Below are 17,921 nucleotides of genomic sequence, written 5' to 3' on the forward strand. Positions count from 1 at the left end.
CGAGCGTGACAACCTCATCCACAGCACCGTTTTTCGAACACCCTACGTGCGGCCTCCCAGCTCCATCGACGATAACACTGCTTGACCCCTACTCAAGTGGCTGGCAATAGCTATTCACCTATTCAATGAGGGTGAATCCACCAACGTAGTGAAACACCCTTTGGAGCACGCCGCGATATGTGCGTTTTGGTGTGAACTACGACTTCTAATCGCTGCCGCGGTCAATCTTTTCGCATACCAATAAAAAGTGCCTGAGCTTTGCCCTGAGCTTACCCCCCCAAGGCGCAACGATACCCTCCGATGAGGCCGTGATCCCCAGTCACGGCCTCCTTTTTTTGTGGGCGGAACACCGGCATCGTGCCGGACAACGCGTTGCCGGGGCGTTGGCGACGACTTAGGCGGCAAGCAGAATCAGGCGACTCCCATGGGGCCGTGAACGGTGCTGCACGGCTAGGGTCTGCTTTGACCCGGGCACCGATCAACCCGCAACCACGCATTGGCGGCTGACCTATACTCCGGTGATTCCCCACCTGAGCCTGTGGCCATGACCGCACCGACCCGCATCGACACCACCCGCGTCATCCGCGCACCGCGCGGAACCGAACTCAGCTGCAAGAGCTGGCTGAGCGAGGCGCCGTTTCGCATGTTGCAGAACAACCTCGATCCGGAGGTGGCGGAGAACCCGGCGGAGCTGGTGGTGTACGGCGGCATCGGTCGCGCGGCGCGCAACTGGGAGTGCTTCGATGCGATCCTGCGCGCGCTGCGCGAGTTGAACGACGACGAGACATTGCTGGTGCAGTCCGGCAAGCCGGTCGGCGTGTTTCCCACGCACGAAAACGCGCCGCGTGTGCTCATCGCCAATTCCAATCTGGTGCCAGCGTGGGCGACCTGGGAGCACTTCAACGAGCTCGATAAGAAAGGCTTGATGATGTACGGCCAGATGACCGCCGGCTCGTGGATCTATATCGGCTCGCAGGGCATCGTGCAGGGCACCTACGAAACCTTCGTCGAGATGGGCCGCCAGCATTACAACGGCAGCCTGAAAGGCAAGTGGATACTCACCGCCGGTCTCGGCGGCATGGGCGGCGCGCAGCCGCTGGCCGCGTCGTTGGCCGGTGCGTGCTCGCTGAATATCGAATGCCAGCAGAGCCGTATCGACATGCGCCTGAAGACGCGCTACGTCGACGAGCAGGCCACCGACCTCGACGACGCGCTGGCGCGCATCGAAAAATATACAAAGGCGGGTGAGGCGAAATCGATCGCGTTGCTTGGCAACGCTGCCGACATCCTGCCGGAACTGGTCAAGCGCGGCGTGCGCCCCGATGCCGTTACCGACCAGACCAGCGCGCACGATCCGGTCAACGGCTACCTGCCGCAGGGCTGGACGGTGGAGCAGTGGTTCGAGCGCCGCAAGAGTGACCCCGACGGCACGCGCGATGCTGCCAAGCACTCCATGCGCACCCACGTCGAGGCCATGCTCGCCTTTCACGCGCAGGGCATCCCCACCTTCGACTACGGCAACAACATTCGCCAGATGGCCAAGGACGAAGGCCTCGCCAACGCGTTCGCGTTCCCCGGCTTTGTGCCGGCCTACGTGCGCCCGCTGTTCTGCCGCGGCATCGGCCCGTTCCGCTGGGTGGCGTTGTCCGGCGATCCGGAAGACATCTACAAGACCGACGCCAAGGTCAAGGAACTCATCCCTGACGACAAGCACCTGCACAACTGGCTCGACATGGCCAAGGAGCGCATCAGCTTCCAGGGCCTGCCCGCGCGCATCTGCTGGGTCGGTCTCGGCCAGCGCCACAAGCTCGGCCTCGCCTTCAACGAGATGGTGCGCAACGGCGAGCTGAAAGCGCCGGTGGTGATCGGCCGCGACCACCTCGACTCCGGCTCTGTCGCTTCACCCAACCGCGAAACTGAAGCGATGAAGGACGGTAGCGACGCCGTCTCCGACTGGCCGCTGCTCAACGCCATGCTCAACACGGCTGGCGGCGCGACCTGGGTGTCGCTGCATCACGGCGGTGGCGTCGGCATGGGTTATTCACAACACTCCGGTGTGGTGATCGTTTGCGACGGCACGCCGGAAGCGGACAAGCGCATTGCGCGCGTACTGTGGAACGATCCGGGCACCGGCGTGATGCGGCATGCGGATGCGGGGTATGAGGAGGCGGTGGCTTGTGCGAAGGAACAGGGGTTGAAGTTGCCGATGGTTTAGCATCGAAAGTCCGGAAGGCGCGACGGATGCCGTGGAGCTCAGCGCAGGGGGCGGATACTGAAGAGCGAGTCGAGCCAGACTGTCGAGCCGACTTTCTTCGTTCGCCATGTACTGAAAAAGTACTGGCCGCCTCAAGTAGCCCGGTAAACTTATCCATCGGTTACCGAACACCTGCCTATGGTGCGGCAATCACCCGAGTACGAGGTTCTCATGCAAGTCAGGGAAAGCACCATCGAGCAGGAGCTCATTGAAAAGCTCGGCGAGCTCAAGTACACGCTGCGTCCAGATATCCGCGACCGCGCGGCCATGGAGCGCAACTTCCGCGAGAAGTTCGAGGCGCTGAACCGGGTCAGCCTGACCGATGCCGAGTTCCAGCGTCTGCTGGAGGAAATTGTCACGCCTGACGTGTTCAAGGCCGCGCACACGCTGCGCCACCGCAACGCGTTCACCCGCGACGACGGCACGCCGCTCAATTACACGCTGGTGAACATCAACGACTGGTGCAAAAACGACTTCGAGGTCGCCAGCCAGTTCCGCATCAACACCGACTACAGCTACCACCGCTACGACGTGCTGCTGCTGATCAACGGCGTGCCGGCGGTGCAGATCGAGCTGAAGACACTCGGCATTAACCCGCGCCGGGCGATCGAGCAGATCGTCGAGTACAAGAACGACCCCGGCAACAGCTATACCCGCACACTGCTGTGCTTCATTCAGTTGTTCATCGTCAGCAACCGCGATTTCACGTACTACTTCGCCAACAACAACGCGCGCCACTTCGCGTTCAACGCGGACGAGCGCTTCCTGCCGATCTACCAGTACGCCGCGCCGGACAACAGCAAGATCAACGGCATCGACGCCTTCGCCGAGGCGTTCCTGGCCAAGTGCACGCTGGGCCAGATGATCAGCCGCTACATGGTGCTGGTGGCAAGCGAGCAGAAGCTGCTGATGATGCGGCCGTACCAGATCTACGCGGTGAAGAACATCGTCGAGTGCATCGACAAGAACCTCGGCAACGGCTACATCTGGCACACCACTGGCAGCGGCAAGACCCTGACCAGTTTCAAGGCATCCACCCTGCTCAAGGCCAACCCGGCCATCGAGAAGTGTCTGTTCGTGGTGGACCGCAAGGACCTCGATCGCCAGACCCGCGAGGAGTTCAACCGCTTCCAGGAAGGTTGCGTCGAGGAAAACACCAACACCGGCGCGCTAGTGCGCCGCATGCTCTCGGACGATGCGGCCGACAAGGTCATCGTCTGCACCATCCAGAAGCTTGGCTTGGCGCTGGACGAAAACAGCAAGCGCAACAAGAGCCGCGAGAAGCGCGGGCTGGCCAGCCACACCGAGCAACTTGCGGCGCTGAGCGACAAACGCATCGTCTTCATTTTCGACGAATGCCACCGTTCGCAGTTCGGCGACAACCACCAGGCCATCAAGGAGTTCTTCCCCAATGCCCAGTTGTTCGGCTTCACCGGCACGCCGATCTTCGAGCAGAACGCCAGCTACAAGCGCATCGAGGGCGAGGAGCAGACGCTCAAGACCACCGAAGACCTGTTCCAGCAGTCCCTGCACGAATACACCATCACCCACGCCATCGAAGACCGCAACGTCCTGCGCTTCCACGTGGACTACTACAAACCCGACGGCAAGCGTCCGCCCAAGCCCGGCGAAACGCTGGCCAAGCGCGCTGTGGTCGACGCGATCCTGGCCAAGCACGACGCCGCCACCGGCGGGCGCCGCTTCAACGCCATTCTTGCCACGGCGTCCATCAACGACGCCATCGAATATTTCGAGCTGTTCAAGCAGGCGCGGGCGCAGAGGCAGCAGGCCGAGCCGGACTGGCAGCCGCTAAACATCGCCGCCGTGTTCTCACCGCCGGCCGACGTCAGCGCCGATGTGAAGCAGTTGCAGGAAGACCTGCCGCAGGAGCAGGAAGACAACAAGAAGGACCCCGAAGCCAAGAAGACCGCGCTCAAGGCAATCATCGCCGACTACAACGCGCGCTTCGGCACCAACCACCGCATCGAGGAATTCGACGCCTACTACCAGGACGTGCAGCAGCGCATCAAGGACCAGCAGTTCCCCAATGCCGACCTGCCTATGAAGGGGCGCGAAAAGCTCGACATCGTGATCGTGGTGGACATGCTGCTCACCGGTTTCGACAGCAAGTACCTCAACACCCTGTACGTGGACAAGAACCTCAAGCACCACGGCCTGATCCAGGCGTTCAGCCGCACCAATCGCGTGCTCAACGACACCAAGCCCTATGGCAACATCCTCGACTTCCGCGGCCAGCAGAAGGAGGTGGATGCCGCCATCGCGTTGTTCTCCGGTGCCAAGGCCGACAAGGCGCGCGAGATCTGGCTGGTGGACACCGCGCCCGTGGTCATTGACAAGCTGAAAGTGGCGCGCGACAACCTCGACAACTTCATGACCTCGCAAGGGCTTACCGGCAAGCCCGACGACATCGCCAACCTCAAGGGTGACGCCGCCCGCGCCGCCTTCGTCGAGCACTTCAAGCAGGTGCAGAAGCTCAAGACGCAGCTGGATCAATACACCGATCTGACGTCAGAGCAGGCGCAGGAGATCGACCGGGTGCTGCCGCGCGACGAACACAACGCCTTCCGCGGCGCGTATCTGGAAACCGCGCAGCGGCTGCGAGCGCAGCAGAACAAACCATCGAGCCAGAAAGACGAGGCGGTGGACCAGCTCGACTTCGAATTCGTGCTGTTTGCCTCCAGCACCATCGACTACGACTACATCATGAAGCTGATCGCCGACTACTCGGCGAAGGCGCCCGGCAAGGCCAGCATGAGCCGCGAGCAGCTGATCGGCCTGATCGCCAGCGATGCCAAGTTCATGGACGAGCGCGAAGACATCAGCGAGTACGTGCGCGGCCTCAAGGCAGGCGAAGGCCTGGACGAGGCCGCCATCCGCGCCGGCTACCGGCAGTTCAAGGCCGACAAGGCGGCGAAGGACATGGCCGCGCTATCGGAAAAGCACGGGTTGCCTGTGGTTGCGTTGCAGGGGTTCGTCGATGGCATTCTCGCGCGCCGCATCTTCGACGGCGAACAGCTCACCGAGCTGCTCGCGCCGCTGGATCTGGGCTGGAAGGCGCGCACGCAAAAGGAACTGACGCTGATGGGTGATCTGTTGCCGCTGCTCAAGAAGCGGGCGGGTGGGCGCGAGATTGCCGGGCTCAAGGCCTACGAGGAATGACGATGGCGAAGCAAGGCATATCAACGGCGGTGCCGAGGTTGCGGTTCCCGGAATTTCGGAAGGCAGCGGGGTGGAAGGAGACCTCTTTGAGCAGCGTGCTTGTGGAGCATGGAGAGAAAAATGACGGTGCCAGTGAGGTTCACTCCGTCTCGGTCCACAAGGGTGTCGTTAATCAAATAGAGCATCTCGGACGCAGCTTCGCGGCTGCTGACCGCTCTAATTACAGTTTGGTTAAACCTCACGACATTATTTACACAAGGAGCCCCACAGGCGAATTTCCCTACGGCATCGTTAAGCAGAGTAGGTTGCCGTTCAATGTCATCGTCTCGCCGCTCTATGGGGTTTTTTCGCCGGTGAGTCGATATCTTGGTTACGTGCTTGATGCCTATTTTGAATCGCCTATTCGAACAAATAACTACCTTGCACCGATCATCCAAAAGGGCGCGAAAAATACCGTCCAGATTTCCAACGCAATTTTTTTGTCGAAGGGACTTTATCTCCCCAGCGAGGAGGCCGAGCAAAAAAAGATCGCCGACTGCCTAATGTCGCTGGACGAGGTGATTGCCGCACAGGGGAGGAAAGTGGAGGCGTTAAAGGCGCACAAGCGCGGCCTGATGCAGCTGCTTTTCCCCCGCGAAGGCGAAACCCGCCCGCGCCTCCGCTTCCCCGAGTTCCGCAACGCGCCGGAGTGGGAGCAGAAAGCAGGTGGTGTACTGTTCGAGAATCGAAAAGAGGGAGGTGAGGAAGGACTCTCCATCTATTCAGTAACCGTAAACGACGGAATGATTCCGCGTGCTTCATTTGATCGGGACTTCTACGATATTGAGGATCCTGTAAAAAACAAAAAGGTATACAAGGGTGATGTCGCGTACAACATGATGCGGATGTGGCAAGGTGCTCAAGGCGTAGCGGTTGAGGATTGCATGGTCAGCCCCGCATACGTTGTCCTTTCGCCTCTTGAAGGCGCTTGCTCGAGTTTCTTCGCCTATCTCTTCAAGCTCCCGCAATCGTTGGAGCTTTTGACAGCGTACTCCCGAGGACTCACCAAAGATCGCCTTCGCCTCTATTTCGACGATTTCGCGCGTATGCCGTTGTGTGTCCCGGGGCATGAGGAGCAGCAACGCATCGCCGAGTGTCTTTCCTCTCTCGACACTCGGATGACCACCGAATCGAACCAGCTTACCGCCCTCAAGACCCATAAGCAGGGCCTGATGCAGCAGCTGTTCCCCGCGCCGGAGGCCGCCAGCGCATGAACGGCCTGATCCTCTACACCACCGAGGACGGCACCAGCCGCATCCAGCTGCGCGCCGACGGCCAGACCGTGTGGCTCACCCAACTGGACATGGCCGAACTGTTCCAAACCAGCAAGCAGAACATCGCCAAGCATCTCAAGGCGATCTTTGCCGATGGCGAGCTGCACGCGGATTCAGTTGTCAACCAATGGTTGACAACTGCCGCCGACGGCAAGAACTACCGGGTGGCACACTACAACCTGGACGCCATCCTGGCGGTGGGTTACCGGGTGCGCTCGCCGCGCGGCGTGCAGTTCCGCCAATGGGCCAGCACGGCGCTCAAGGAATACCTGCTCAAGGGCTTCGTCATGGACGACGAGCGCCTGAAGAACCCGAATGGTCGCCCGGACCACTTCGACGAGATGCTGGCGCGCATCCGCGACATCCGCGCCTCGGAGAAGCGTTTCTACCAGAAGGTGCGCGACCTGTTCGCGCTGAGCGTGGACTACGACAAGACCGACCGCGCCACCCAGACCTTTTTCGCCACCGTGCAGAACCTGCTGCTGTACGCGGTAACGCAGCAGAGCGCGGCGGAGTTGATCCTTGCTCGCGCCAACCCGGACGACCCGCACTTCGGCTTGCGCGCATGGCGCGGAGGCCGGGTGCGCAAGCAGGACATCCTGGTCGCCAAGAACTACCTCACCGAGGACGAGATCGACACCCTCAACCGGCTGGTGGTGATCTTCCTGGAAACTGCGGAACTGCGCGCCAAGAACCGGCAGGACATCCCCATGCGCTTCTGGATGGAAAACGTGGGCCAGATCATCAGTTCCAACGGTTTTCCCTTGCTGACAAACGCCGGCTCCGTGAGTCACGAGCAGATGGAAGCGCACGCCAGCGAGCGCTATCTCGCCTTCGACGAACAACGCAAGCAGCAGGAAGCGCGCGCGGTCGATGCCGCCGACGAGGCCGAACTGGTCGCGCTGGAGAACAAGATCAAGAGACGCCCGAAGCCATGACGGGAACCGACCAGAAGCAACCGCGCAAGGCCATGGGCGCCGTGCCGTTCCCCGATCTTCCGGCGTTGGCGAAGCATCTTCGGGAGGAGCTGGACAAGAAGAAATTCGTCTTGCTCTACGCCTACAACGGTGTTGGTAAAACGCGCCTGTCGGGAGCATTCCGAGACTTGGGACGGAAGGTCACCGAGGATGGTGAAACCACAAAGCGCGACACGCTCTACTTCAATTCTTATACCGAAGACCTGTTTTCTTGGGACAACGATCTGGAGTACGAAAAGAAACGGCTTCTGGAGCTGAATACCGGCTCGAAGTTCTTCAACGGCCTGCGCGAGCTGGAAATGGAGGTACAGATCGGCAAGCTGCTGGAACGCTACACCGATTTCAATTTCTACATCGACTACGACCGCCGTAGACCACCGGATTCTTCGGACGAGGTGGGGGAATCGCTTCCGCCAGCGGTGATGTTCTTCCGTGAGCGTGAGGAAAACGGTGATCCGATTGCGATCAAGGTGTCGCGCGGCGAGGAGAACATCTTCATCTGGTGCTTTTTCCTCGCCATCGTGCAGCTAGTGCTCGATGGCGCCGAGGCCTACAAGTGGGTGAAGTACGTCTACATCGACGATCCGATCTCGTCGCTGGACGAGCACAACGCTATCGTGGTCGCCAATCATCTTGTGCAGTTGTATCGGGATGCCGCGAAGGACGAGGCCGGTGAATTTGCAGCAGGCAAGATCAAGGTGGGCACGATCATCTCCACCCATCACCACCTGTTTTTCAATGTTCTGCATTACGAACTGAAGAATTACTTCAGCGGAAGAGCGTCACAGTACGTACTCAGCCGGGAGCGGGCGAGCAATCGCTACGAGCTTAAGCAGGAGCGAGGGGATACGCCGTCCTTCCACCACGTCGCGACACTGGTCGAACTGGACAAGGTTGCGCGGGGCAAGGCGATCCAAACGCACCATTTCAACATGCTGCGAGCGGTTCTCGAGAAGACGGCGCTGTTTCACGGCTATACGCACTTTGGCGCTTGCATCAAGAAGGATCCCGACGACGCTGACGGTACTTTGCATCAACGCTTTGTTGATCTTCTGAGCCACGGCAAATATTCGCTCTACGAGCCGGTGGAGATGGGGGACGAGACGAAGAAATTTTTCCGGAAGATCGTGCGGGATTTTCTGGATCGCTATCCCTATAACAAGGCGCTATTCCCCCCTGACCCCATCCCTGAGACAGATCCGGCATCATGAACGACAAAGACCAAAAAGAACTCGGCAAGACTCTGTGGGCCGTCGCCGACCAGCTGCGCGGCACGATGGACGCAGACGACTTCCGCGACTACATGCTGTCGTTCCTGTTCCTGCGCTACCTCTCCGATAACTACGAGGCGGCGGCGCGGAAGGAGTTGGGATCGGACTATCCGGACCCGAACGCCATCGGCAACGCCGGCAAGACGCCGCTGTCGGTCTGGTATGCGGCCAATAAGGCGGACGTGGCACAGTTCGAGCAGCAGATGCGGCGCAAAGCGCATTACGTCATCAAGCCCAAGTACCTGTGGGGCCATATCGTGCATCTGGCCAAGATGCAGGACGACACGCTGCTGGACACGTTACAGGGCGGCTTCAAGTACATCGAGGAAGAATCCTTCCAGAGCCACTTCCAGGGTCTGTTCTCGGAGATCAACCTCGCCTCGGACAAGCTCGGCCGCAATTACCCCGACCGCAACGCCAAGCTGTGCGCCATCATCAGCGAGATCGCGCGCGGCATGGCGTTGTTCTCCACTGACAGCGACACGCTGGGCGATGCCTACGAGTACCTGATCGGCCAATTCGCAGCCGGCTCGGGCAAGAAGGCCGGCGAGTTCTACACCCCGCAGCAGATCTCCAACATCCTTTCGGCCATCGTTACGCTGGACAGCCAGGAGCCGAAAGCTGGACCGCGCCGCAAGCTGGACAGCGTGTTCGATTTTGCCTGCGGCTCGGGTTCCCTGTTGCTCAACGTGCGCCACCGCATGACCGAAGCCGGCGGCACCATCGGCCGCATCTACGGGCAGGAATCCAACATCACCACGTACAACCTCGCGCGCATGAACATGCTGCTGCACGGTGTGAAGGACACCGAGTTCGAGATCTGGCACGGCGACACCCTGAAGAACGACTGGGACTGGCTGCGCGAAACCAATCCGGCGAAGAAGCCCAAGTTCGACGCCGTGGTGGCCAATCCGCCCTTCAGCTACCGCTGGGAGCCGAAGGATGAAGCGAGCCAGGATTCGCGGTTCAAGAATCACGGCGTGGCACCGAAGAGCGCGGCCGACTTCGCCTTCCTGCTGCACGGTCTTCATTACCTGAAGGACGACGGCGTCATGGCCATCATCCTGCCGCACGGCGTGTTGTTCCGCGGCGGCAAAGAGGCGGAGATCCGCACTAAGCTGCTCACCGACGGCCATATCGACACGGTGATTGGCCTGCCGGCCAACCTGTTCTATTCCACCGGCATCCCGGTGTGCATCTTGGTGCTGAAGAAGTGCAAGAAGCCGGACGACGTGCTGTTCATCAACGCCGCCGATCACTTCGTGAAGGGCAAGCGCCAGAACCAGCTGACGGATGAAAACATCCAACGGATCGTCAGCACGTACCAGAACCGGGACGAGCATGAGCGCTACTCCAAGCGCATCTCGATGGAGCGGATCGCTGAGGAAGGCTACAACCTCAACATCTCACGCTATGTCAGCACCGCCGAGGATGAGAAGGAAATCGATCTCACGGCCGTGTATGCCAATTTGCAAGCAATCGAGTTGGAGATTGGCGAGGCGAAGAAGCGCCACAACGCGTTTCTTGCGGAACTGAGGCTGGCGCCCTTGCCTTGAGTTCCGACGATACAAGGACCACGGTGCAGGTCTTTGGTGCCGGTGCCTTGAAACTAGAGAAGCGCGCGAGTTTTTTTCTGCCTACGGCGGTCTTTCGCGATCAGCGCCACAATTACATTCATACTGCTTACGCAGTAAGTAGGTCAGTCTCCTCGCGTCGTCCGCGCGTGGTGTTGACACCATCGAGCAGCAATAGCAGACTCGTTCACAAGGAGCCTAGAAACTCCCCAAACAGCGGTACCCACCTCCGACAAACCGGTGGGTTTTTTGTGCCTGCATCTGTGGGCGCAACCGACGTGACACCTGCGTCGGGAGGGCGGCGAATACAACACCCGCAAGGGGAATAAGCCCGCCGACTGTTTGCGGTTTCTAGCCTCCCGACTTCCCGTCCGGCGTCATGTCGTGGACGGGCACTGCGATGGAATCAGGAGGCGACCATGTCAACGTTCGATTCGGATGATCGGGAAACGATGGGTTATTTTCTGCCGGAGAACAGCCAGCTCCGGCTGCAGAAACTGCACGAGTACGCCGAGTTCCTCTCGCATATAGCGCAACCGCGCACGCCGGACGTGGAGCGGGAATGGATCCCCGAGATCAATGTGGAGCAGGTAGCGATCTGCCTTGAATTGCTGGCGGAGCAGGTGGGCCTCGTGCTGAACGACCTCTCGTTTCCGGCCTACCGATCCGAAAGCGAGGCGACGCCTGCGGTCGATGCGAAGCCAGAAGCCGCAGAGGCGATGCCCGGCGACGCAGCTGGCCGCTACCTCTTCGGCATGACCCTGGATCAAGTCGATACGCTCAACCAGCTGATCGACATGATTACCGCCCACGGCGACGTAGTCACCGCCAGCCACGACACCGAGCTGGCCGACCACACGCTGTCCCTGCTGGGCCACGCCATCTTCAGCGACGCGCGCGCGGTGCGCGAGATCATCCGCCAGGTGGAATCGCAGAGGCTCAACCCACCGCGCAGTTCGCACACCGGCGTAAGCGAAGAGCAGGGTGTCTACCGGATTGAGCGAGAAAGCTTTCGGGTTCACTGAGTAAAGAACGCGAGCACGATTCGCCTTTACTGGAGTAGCGAGAGACTGGGCATGCGTCTTCAGAGACATTTTCCAGCGTTGAAAATGTCTCTGGGCCCGTTACTCGCGCAGGCCCGTTTCCGCTTGGCGGCGAATAGTATCTGGGCACCGGAGTGATGCGGTGCGGTATGCGGATGTGGGGAATGAGTGGCTGTGGACTGTGCGAAGGAGCAGGGGTTCAAGTTACCGATGGCCTGATCGATCATCTTGCCAGGCATACGGCATTGCCGTACATTTAGCTGGCGCAGAAAGGAGTCTGCCTTGTACGAATTCATCGAATCATCCGTGTTTGCAAAGTATGTGTACGACTACCTCACTGAGGAGGAGTACACCGCCATGCAGTGGTACCTGACGCAACATGTTGACGCGGGTGATCTGATTCCCGGCTCCGGCGGTTGTCGCAAGATGCGCTGGGGTGCAGCAGATAAGGGTAAGCGTGGCGGTGTGCGGGTGATCTACTACGAGGTCACTCAGGCTGGGCAGATATGGTTGCTGGCAATTTATGCCAAGAACAAACAGGACAACTTATCGGCGCGCGTCATACGGCTGATCAAGGACCACATGGTGAAGTCATGAAAAAGTTGAGCAAAGAAATTCTCGCCCGCGATGCCAAGCGCGATATCGGCGCCGAAGTGCTCGAAGCGATCGGCGAGATCAAGGCAGGTGGCGGGCGCAAGTTCACCGTGCAGGTGAGTCAGGCGACGGAAGCCCGGATCAAGCTCGGTCAGTCACAGGCTGATTTCGCCGAGATGCTTGGCGTGTCCGTTCGTACGCTGCAGGACTGGGAGCAGGGGCGGCGCGAGCCGAGCGGTGCTGCCAAGGCGTTGCTGAAGGTTGCTGTCGCAGCGCCGAACACGGTGCGTAAAGTACTGGCGGCGGCTTGAGGCTGTGCTCAAGAGAACGACGTCATGAAGAAAATGGTCATCGGCATCGCATCTCAGCAAGCCATTCGCGCCCGCGCGCTGGCCATTGCGCGCGGTGATCATCAGCCGCGCCTCAACGAATCCAAGATATGGTTCACCTCCATGCGCTCGCTGGCTGAAGTACTGTCCGACGACAACCGGGCGCTGATTCGGTTGAATTTGGCTCATTAATGTTGTTCGACTGGAGTTTGACTAATGCAGGGATACAAGGCAGGTGTAGCGCGTGTAGTTTGTGCAGCGACGATGGCAATCCTTGCTGCCTGTTCGAACGGGTCGGCGCCGAATCAGGGTCGCGTAGATCCGAATCAATCCGCGACCCAGGATGCGGCGATTGACCGGCAGATACCTGAGGTGTGCTTAAAAGTTGTTGAAACTGAATTGGCGTGTCTTGAGAACAAGCAAGCCGTCGATCGCGTTGGTGGTAATACCGCCGATCTCCTTTCCGACCGTGTCCAAATCACGCAAGCGCAGCAGGAGCGCACCGTGACCCTGCACAACGCGATTCTTCTGCGAGGGCCTTCCGAGGCAGCGGTCGAATGCAAACGCCGGGCATCGTCAGAAATCACGGACCTTACCGCAACCCAGGTTCGCCAGATTCGTGCCGCAGGTGGTGACGCCGCGCCTTGCGAGCGTGCAGTGGACGCGCTTCGTAACAACGTGTTCCCAACTGTGCGCCAGTCCGACCCAGCGCCTAACGCTGCAATGTCCGGTGGGCTATCCCCAGCAGAATGCGACCGACTCGTGAGACGTTCGCTCTTTAATATGACGTTTCCGCCAAACGATCCGATGGAAGCGAAGTTCGTGGCGAGTTGCGTGGCTGGACGAGACCACTACACGCGGAGTCTTTTCAACTGCGTATTCACCTCGAAATACAGCGATGCAATGGACTGTGCGTATCTCGCCAGGGGAATTGATAGGTCAAAGAACTCTCCTGAATTGGCCGCCCGCCAGATTGGCGACGACGGTTCGTTTCAATCTTCAGTTTCGTTGATGGTCGCGGCCGTCTACAAAGATAAGGACCCGCATAGGGTGGTCGATCAAATAACGCGCGACCAGTACCTGTCCAAGCGCGACAACATTTTGAAAAGTCTCGGCGAGTCGCCGCCGTCCGACCGTCATCTGCCGTTTCATTCTTCCTACTCAAACGACGTAGCGAACGGACTGAACTACTGGATTGTTCGCGAAGACTTTATTGATCTGCAACTGGTCAAGGTTGTTTTCGAAGAGTCCAAAGGCTCAGACTCCGTGATCTGTGCACGCTACGGATCTACCGAAAAAATTGCCGTTAACACAGGGTTCTGTGCCGCCCTTATTAAGAAATATCTCCACACTGAACTTGCTGATAAATAGATCGGGAAAAGGTAACTAAGTTGGTCAGAGCCCCCTACTCGATTTCCAAAAAGCGGGGTCAGGTTGAGAAGGCTCGGTTACGAACCAAGCAACAATCAAATAGGGGTTAGCAATGCGAAAATTCGGAACAATGGCGTTTCTGGCCGTCGCTGCATTCGCTCAGTCGGGCTGTCACGCTAACCAAAACGTTGTGGCGTTTGATGTAGCCGGATGCGGGGTATGGACTGAATCGGAGCAGGTTAGGGTGGTTGGCATTTACTGGGTTCAAGGTTATGTCTCAGGGCACGACTTCACGGCTGACCCAAATCGTCAATCGGTTCGCATGGTAACGCCCGACGCGGTTCGCGCCAGTATTGGGAAATACTGCGCAGCTAATCCCGATAAAAATATGTTGCATGCTGCGCAGAACTTCGTCCAAGAGCAGTCCACAAAATAGTCCAACAAAGGGGCCAGTTTAACTTGACCCTATGAATCTCCCCTCCTGCCTGAGAACCCCCATGTTGTCGAAGTCGCTTTGCCTGGTGCTGCTGGTTCTTTCGTTCTCCGCGAGTGCGGTTGTCATTCGTGACGATGTCGATGACGCGAAGTATCGGGTGTCGGATTCCGAACTGCCTGCGCTAGCCGATATACCGATGGAAGGCCAAGGCGTATTGATCGATCCGCAGTGGGTAGTCACTGCCGCCCATGCGGTGACATGGCAATCCGGCGGCGTCAACGCGGTGACCATCAATCATGTCCCTCGGCATGTTGAACGTGTTGTGCTTTATCCGGGGTACCAAAAACTTCCTCAACCGCTTATCGACAAGGCACTAAAAACCAATGACGCGACTCAGATCATCGCGTTCCTCTCGGCATCGAACGACGTCGCTTTGTTGAAATTGAGCGAGCCGGTCACAGATGTTGCCCCCATCGTCATCTACACAAGAAACGACGAATTGGGAAAGAACATCAAGATCGTGGGCAGGGGGGCGACCGGAACGGGATCGCGCGGGCAGGATGCCAACGGTGCCCACCGCACGGTTCTCCGTCGCGCATTCAACACGATCAACGGCGTTCAAGACCGATGGCTCTGCTACACATTCCATAAGCCACCGTCAGCGTTGCCACTGGAAGGCATATCGGGCGATGGCGACAGCGGCGGCCCCGTACTCATCCAGGTCAATGAGCAATGGCAAGTGGCTGGACTGGTTTCCTGGAAACGTGGGAAAGACAACGCCATTCTTCTCCACCCAGGCTTTTATGGTCAAACCAACTACAACGTCCGCCTGAGCCACTACACGAATTGGATTGATAACGTCATTCTTACCGACAAAGAACGCAGTGGTGGTAGCACTGTGGATGGTAAGAGCTGACAAGGCAGGGCCGAAGGGGGCAATGACAACTGTTTTTCCGCGCTTACATGGAGGTCGCATGGTGTTTAATCGTCTGTTTTGTTTCATCGTGTTCTTCAGCGTGGCTCGACTGTGTCCGGCAGAAGATTTCCATCCGTTTGACGGGCCGCAGCCACTTCTCGTCGCTATTGAAACGGATCCGTGGGCGATGGTGCTGGGTTCTGATTCACCGAGGGTCGCGATCTACGAAAATGGCGATGTGATTTTCGTGCGAGGGAGCGGAGCAGGTCAGGCCTACTACTTCACTCGGCTGGCACCAAACGAACTCAACGGACTTTTACTACAAGCCAAGACGGCTCTTGTCGGTCAAGGACTGAAGCATCGCTACGACCTAGGCAGCGCGACGGATATGCCTATGGCAAAGTTTTATTTCCATGACAGCGGTACTTCCGTGGCCACCGAGGTCTACGGTCTGGACTGCTTGCCACCCAACCGGTTCCAGCGAAAATCCGGCTCGGGAATGCCACCACAGTCTTTGCTGGATTTGAATAAATCGCTTTGCAGTTTAGATTTCGCCAACAGCAAAAAGTGGGTGCCGCGATACGTCGAAGTGATGATGTGAGACTACGGATATGCGCCAGGCCCTTCTGCTTTTTGGCCAAAGGATTGGCCAGGACTCAATTCGCCACGGACGATCAAGCGAGGCGATGCTTACTCGATCTTTTTGGACGGAACGACGCTCCCGAAATTGCAGTCTTTTCTAAGAGGTATCGGGCAAAAGAGTGCGACAGTTATCGACAGAAGAAAGATGGCTGTTTCCTATCGGTATCCCTTTCCGAGTGAGCCGATTTGGAGCAAGGCATTTCAGTCGATCGAATAGAAAGTCAAAGAGCTATCGGGATCAGGTTCGCTTATCCGCGCATATCTTGACTCCCCTCCCTTGCAGTAGCAGACTCGATTCCAAGGAGCCTAGAAACTTCCCAGGTAGCGGTACCCACCTCCGACAAACCGGTGGGTTTTTTGTGCCCGCATCAGCGGGCGCAACCGACGTGACACCTGCGTCGGGAGGGCGGCTAATACAACACCCGCAAGGGGAATACGCCCGCCGGCTACCTGCGGTTTCTAGCCTCCCGACTTCCCGTCCGTCGTCATGCCGTGGACGGGCACTGCTGTGGAATCAGGAGGCGACCATGTCAACGTTCGGTTCGGATGATCGGGAAACGATGGGTTATTTTCTGCCGGAGGACAGCCAGCTCCGGCTGCAGAAGCTGCGCGAGTACGCCGAGTTCCTTTCGCATATAGCGCAACCGCGCACGCCGGACGTGCATCAGGAATGGATCCCCGAGATCAATGTGCAGCAGGTGGCGATCTGCCTGGAATTGCTGGCGGAGCAGGTGGGCCTCGTGCTGGACGACCTCTCGTTTCCGGCCTACCGGTCTGAAGGCGAAGCGGCGGCTGCGGCTGGCGCGGAGCCTGAAGCCGCAGAGGCGATGCCCGGCGACGCGGCTGGCCGCTACCTCTTCGGCATGACCCTTGAGCAGGTCGATACGCTCAACCAGTTGATCGACATGATCGTAGCCCATGGCGATGTAGTGACCGCCAGCCATGACGCCGAGCTGGCCGACCACACGCTATCGCTGCTGGGGAACGCCATCTTCGGCGACGCGCGCGCGGTGCGAGAGATCATCCGCCAGGTGGAATCGCAGCGGCTAGGGCCGGCGCGCGGTTCGCACACCGGCGTAAGCGAAGAGCAGGGCGTCTACCGTGTCGCGCGAAAACGCTTGGAAAGCGGGACGGGGAAGTTAAATCACCTCGTAAGCCAGCCCGGAACGAGCATGCGCTGCGTCCGCCCTGGGGTCTCGGGCGCCGCCTTTTTCCGGTGATTTGCCCGGGTCGTTGAATTGCGCCAATATGTATCGCAATTGCATCGCATCAGGAGGTTTCATGAAGAGCGCGACCATCCCTTCGCTGCGTGTGGAGCCGGTTCTGCGCCGCGCTGCGGAAGAAGTTCTGCGTGATGGAGAAAGTCTGTCCGGCTTTGTCGAGTCCGCATTGCGGGCGCAGATTCAGCAGCGGCAGCAGCAGGCTGCCTTCATCGCACGGGGACTGGCTTCCCGGGATCAGGCTAAGGCTACCGGGGTGTACTTTTCGTCGGCTGCCGTGATGAAAAAGCTGGAAGCGCGATTGGCCAAGGCAAAGAAAGCCTCGGCGTGAAGTTCAAGGTCCGTTTCACGGAGGAGGCGCTTGCCGACCTTGAACGGCTGTATGAGTTTGCCCTGACTCGCGACGACGGTGACTGGACCACGGCCGAGCGAGCACTGGCCGCTATCCGCAATGGCTTGGGCTTGTTGGAGACTTCACCCTTCAGTTGCCGAAAGGCCACGCCTGACAACACCTTCCTGCGCGAGTTGATCATTGCCTTCGGCGTATCCGGCTATGTGGCCCTGTTTGAAATCGATGACGGCAAAACAGTTACCGTGCTGGCGGTGCGGCACCAACGCGAAGACGATTACCACTGATTCCAAAAACTGGGGTCAGAGTGGAGTTCTTTGAGGGCGATGTTGGAAAGTCGACTCTGCCCCCGGTTTCGGCGGCGAAGACCATGCGCACCTTTCTGACATGATTCGCAACCCTCTGATAATCTCGTGCGCTTGGAAGCCAAAGGGGATCACGATGGACTTGTG

16 protein-coding genes are annotated in these 17,921 nt (G+C 58.9%); all 16 read left to right on the forward strand.

What is annotated here, in order from left to right:
- Positions 1-544 precede the first annotated feature (544 nt).
- The 16 genes from hutU to HDE79_RS18235 all read left to right on the forward strand — a co-directional run bounded on the left by hutU (position 545) and on the right by HDE79_RS18235 (position 17,756).
- The gene (gene hutU / locus HDE79_RS18160) at positions 545-2,215 is read left to right on the forward strand and encodes a urocanate hydratase (RefSeq protein WP_184604049.1); all 1,671 of its coding nucleotides are present in this window, start codon (positions 545-547) and stop codon (positions 2,213-2,215) included.
- 210 nt (positions 2,216-2,425) lie between these two features.
- The gene (locus tag HDE79_RS18165; RefSeq protein ID WP_184604050.1) at positions 2,426-5,434 is read left to right on the forward strand and encodes a type I restriction endonuclease subunit R; all 3,009 of its coding nucleotides are present in this window, start codon (positions 2,426-2,428) and stop codon (positions 5,432-5,434) included.
- 2 nt (positions 5,435-5,436) lie between these two features.
- The gene (locus HDE79_RS18170) at positions 5,437-6,687 is read left to right on the forward strand and encodes a restriction endonuclease subunit S (protein WP_221440233.1); all 1,251 of its coding nucleotides are present in this window, start codon (positions 5,437-5,439) and stop codon (positions 6,685-6,687) included.
- Positions 6,684-7,685 carry a virulence RhuM family protein gene (locus HDE79_RS18175; protein WP_184604054.1) on the forward strand — a complete coding sequence of 334 codons (1,002 nt, stop codon included), beginning with the start codon at positions 6,684-6,686 and terminating at the stop codon, positions 7,683-7,685. Before HDE79_RS18170 ends, HDE79_RS18175 begins: the two co-directional genes overlap by 4 nt.
- Before the next feature lie 32 nt (positions 7,686-7,717).
- Positions 7,718-8,935 (forward strand): AAA family ATPase, encoded by a 1,218-nt coding sequence (locus HDE79_RS18180; protein ID WP_184604056.1) that lies wholly within the window; start codon positions 7,718-7,720, stop codon positions 8,933-8,935.
- Positions 8,932-10,551, forward strand: a complete 1,620-nt coding sequence (locus tag HDE79_RS18185; RefSeq protein WP_184604058.1) for a type I restriction-modification system subunit M — start codon at positions 8,932-8,934, stop codon at positions 10,549-10,551. Before HDE79_RS18180 ends, HDE79_RS18185 begins: the two co-directional genes overlap by 4 nt.
- 437 nt (positions 10,552-10,988) lie before the next feature.
- Positions 10,989-11,594 carry a hypothetical protein gene (locus HDE79_RS18190; protein ID WP_184604059.1) on the forward strand — a complete coding sequence of 202 codons (606 nt, stop codon included), beginning with the start codon at positions 10,989-10,991 and terminating at the stop codon, positions 11,592-11,594.
- Positions 11,595-11,894: 300 nt separating this feature from the next.
- On the forward strand, positions 11,895-12,209 hold the full coding sequence (locus HDE79_RS18195; RefSeq protein ID WP_179476999.1) for a transcriptional regulator: 315 nt from the start codon (positions 11,895-11,897) through the stop codon (positions 12,207-12,209).
- Entirely contained in the window at positions 12,206-12,517 is a 312-nt protein-coding gene (locus HDE79_RS18200; protein WP_184604061.1) for a helix-turn-helix domain-containing protein, read from the forward strand. Before HDE79_RS18195 ends, HDE79_RS18200 begins: the two co-directional genes overlap by 4 nt.
- Before the next feature lie 24 nt (positions 12,518-12,541).
- Positions 12,542-12,727: a hypothetical protein gene (locus tag HDE79_RS18205; RefSeq protein ID WP_255488498.1), complete on the forward strand. Its 186-nt coding sequence runs from the start codon at positions 12,542-12,544 to the stop codon at positions 12,725-12,727.
- A 24-nt stretch (positions 12,728-12,751) separates the two neighbouring features.
- A complete protein-coding gene (locus HDE79_RS18210; protein WP_184604063.1) occupies positions 12,752-13,906 on the forward strand; it encodes a hypothetical protein in 1,155 nt (384 codons plus the stop codon).
- Positions 13,907-14,403: 497 nt separating this feature from the next.
- Positions 14,404-15,258, forward strand: coding sequence for a trypsin-like serine protease (locus HDE79_RS18215; RefSeq protein ID WP_184604064.1), 855 nt, complete (start codon positions 14,404-14,406; stop codon positions 15,256-15,258).
- A gap of 58 nt (positions 15,259-15,316) precedes the next feature.
- Positions 15,317-15,859, forward strand: coding sequence for a hypothetical protein (locus tag HDE79_RS18220; RefSeq protein WP_184604066.1), 543 nt, complete (start codon positions 15,317-15,319; stop codon positions 15,857-15,859).
- A 568-nt stretch (positions 15,860-16,427) separates the two neighbouring features.
- A complete protein-coding gene (locus HDE79_RS18225; protein ID WP_184604069.1) occupies positions 16,428-17,120 on the forward strand; it encodes a hypothetical protein in 693 nt (230 codons plus the stop codon).
- A 61-nt stretch (positions 17,121-17,181) separates the two neighbouring features.
- Positions 17,182-17,451: a YlcI/YnfO family protein gene (locus HDE79_RS18230; protein WP_184604070.1), complete on the forward strand. Its 270-nt coding sequence runs from the start codon at positions 17,182-17,184 to the stop codon at positions 17,449-17,451.
- Positions 17,448-17,756, forward strand: coding sequence for a type II toxin-antitoxin system RelE/ParE family toxin (locus HDE79_RS18235; RefSeq protein WP_184604072.1), 309 nt, complete (start codon positions 17,448-17,450; stop codon positions 17,754-17,756). Before HDE79_RS18230 ends, HDE79_RS18235 begins: the two co-directional genes overlap by 4 nt.
- Positions 17,757-17,921 lie beyond the last annotated feature (165 nt).

Origin of the sequence: Rhodanobacter sp. MP1X3, from assembly GCF_014207165.1 — a bacterium.
GTDB lineage: Bacteria > Pseudomonadota > Gammaproteobacteria > Xanthomonadales > Rhodanobacteraceae > Rhodanobacter.

What these genes read in the sequence shown, in the direction of transcription:
- hutU (WP_184604049.1), top strand. Translation starts at nt 545, where the DNA reads ATGACCGCACCGACCCGCATCGACACCACCCGCGTCATCCGCGCACCG.
- HDE79_RS18165 (WP_184604050.1), top strand. Translation starts at nt 2,426, where the DNA reads ATGCAAGTCAGGGAAAGCACCATCGAGCAGGAGCTCATTGAAAAGCTC.
- HDE79_RS18170 (WP_221440233.1), top strand. Translation starts at nt 5,437, where the DNA reads ATGGCGAAGCAAGGCATATCAACGGCGGTGCCGAGGTTGCGGTTCCCG.
- HDE79_RS18175 (WP_184604054.1), top strand. Translation starts at nt 6,684, where the DNA reads ATGAACGGCCTGATCCTCTACACCACCGAGGACGGCACCAGCCGCATC.
- HDE79_RS18180 (WP_184604056.1), top strand. Translation starts at nt 7,718, where the DNA reads ATGGGCGCCGTGCCGTTCCCCGATCTTCCGGCGTTGGCGAAGCATCTT.
- HDE79_RS18185 (WP_184604058.1), top strand. Translation starts at nt 8,932, where the DNA reads ATGAACGACAAAGACCAAAAAGAACTCGGCAAGACTCTGTGGGCCGTC.
- HDE79_RS18190 (WP_184604059.1), top strand. Translation starts at nt 10,989, where the DNA reads ATGTCAACGTTCGATTCGGATGATCGGGAAACGATGGGTTATTTTCTG.
- HDE79_RS18200 (WP_184604061.1), top strand. Translation starts at nt 12,206, where the DNA reads ATGAAAAAGTTGAGCAAAGAAATTCTCGCCCGCGATGCCAAGCGCGAT.
- HDE79_RS18205 (WP_255488498.1), top strand. Translation starts at nt 12,542, where the DNA reads ATGAAGAAAATGGTCATCGGCATCGCATCTCAGCAAGCCATTCGCGCC.
- HDE79_RS18210 (WP_184604063.1), top strand. Translation starts at nt 12,752, where the DNA reads ATGCAGGGATACAAGGCAGGTGTAGCGCGTGTAGTTTGTGCAGCGACG.
- HDE79_RS18215 (WP_184604064.1), top strand. Translation starts at nt 14,404, where the DNA reads ATGTTGTCGAAGTCGCTTTGCCTGGTGCTGCTGGTTCTTTCGTTCTCC.
- HDE79_RS18220 (WP_184604066.1), top strand. Translation starts at nt 15,317, where the DNA reads ATGGTGTTTAATCGTCTGTTTTGTTTCATCGTGTTCTTCAGCGTGGCT.
- HDE79_RS18225 (WP_184604069.1), top strand. Translation starts at nt 16,428, where the DNA reads ATGTCAACGTTCGGTTCGGATGATCGGGAAACGATGGGTTATTTTCTG.
- HDE79_RS18230 (WP_184604070.1), top strand. Translation starts at nt 17,182, where the DNA reads ATGAAGAGCGCGACCATCCCTTCGCTGCGTGTGGAGCCGGTTCTGCGC.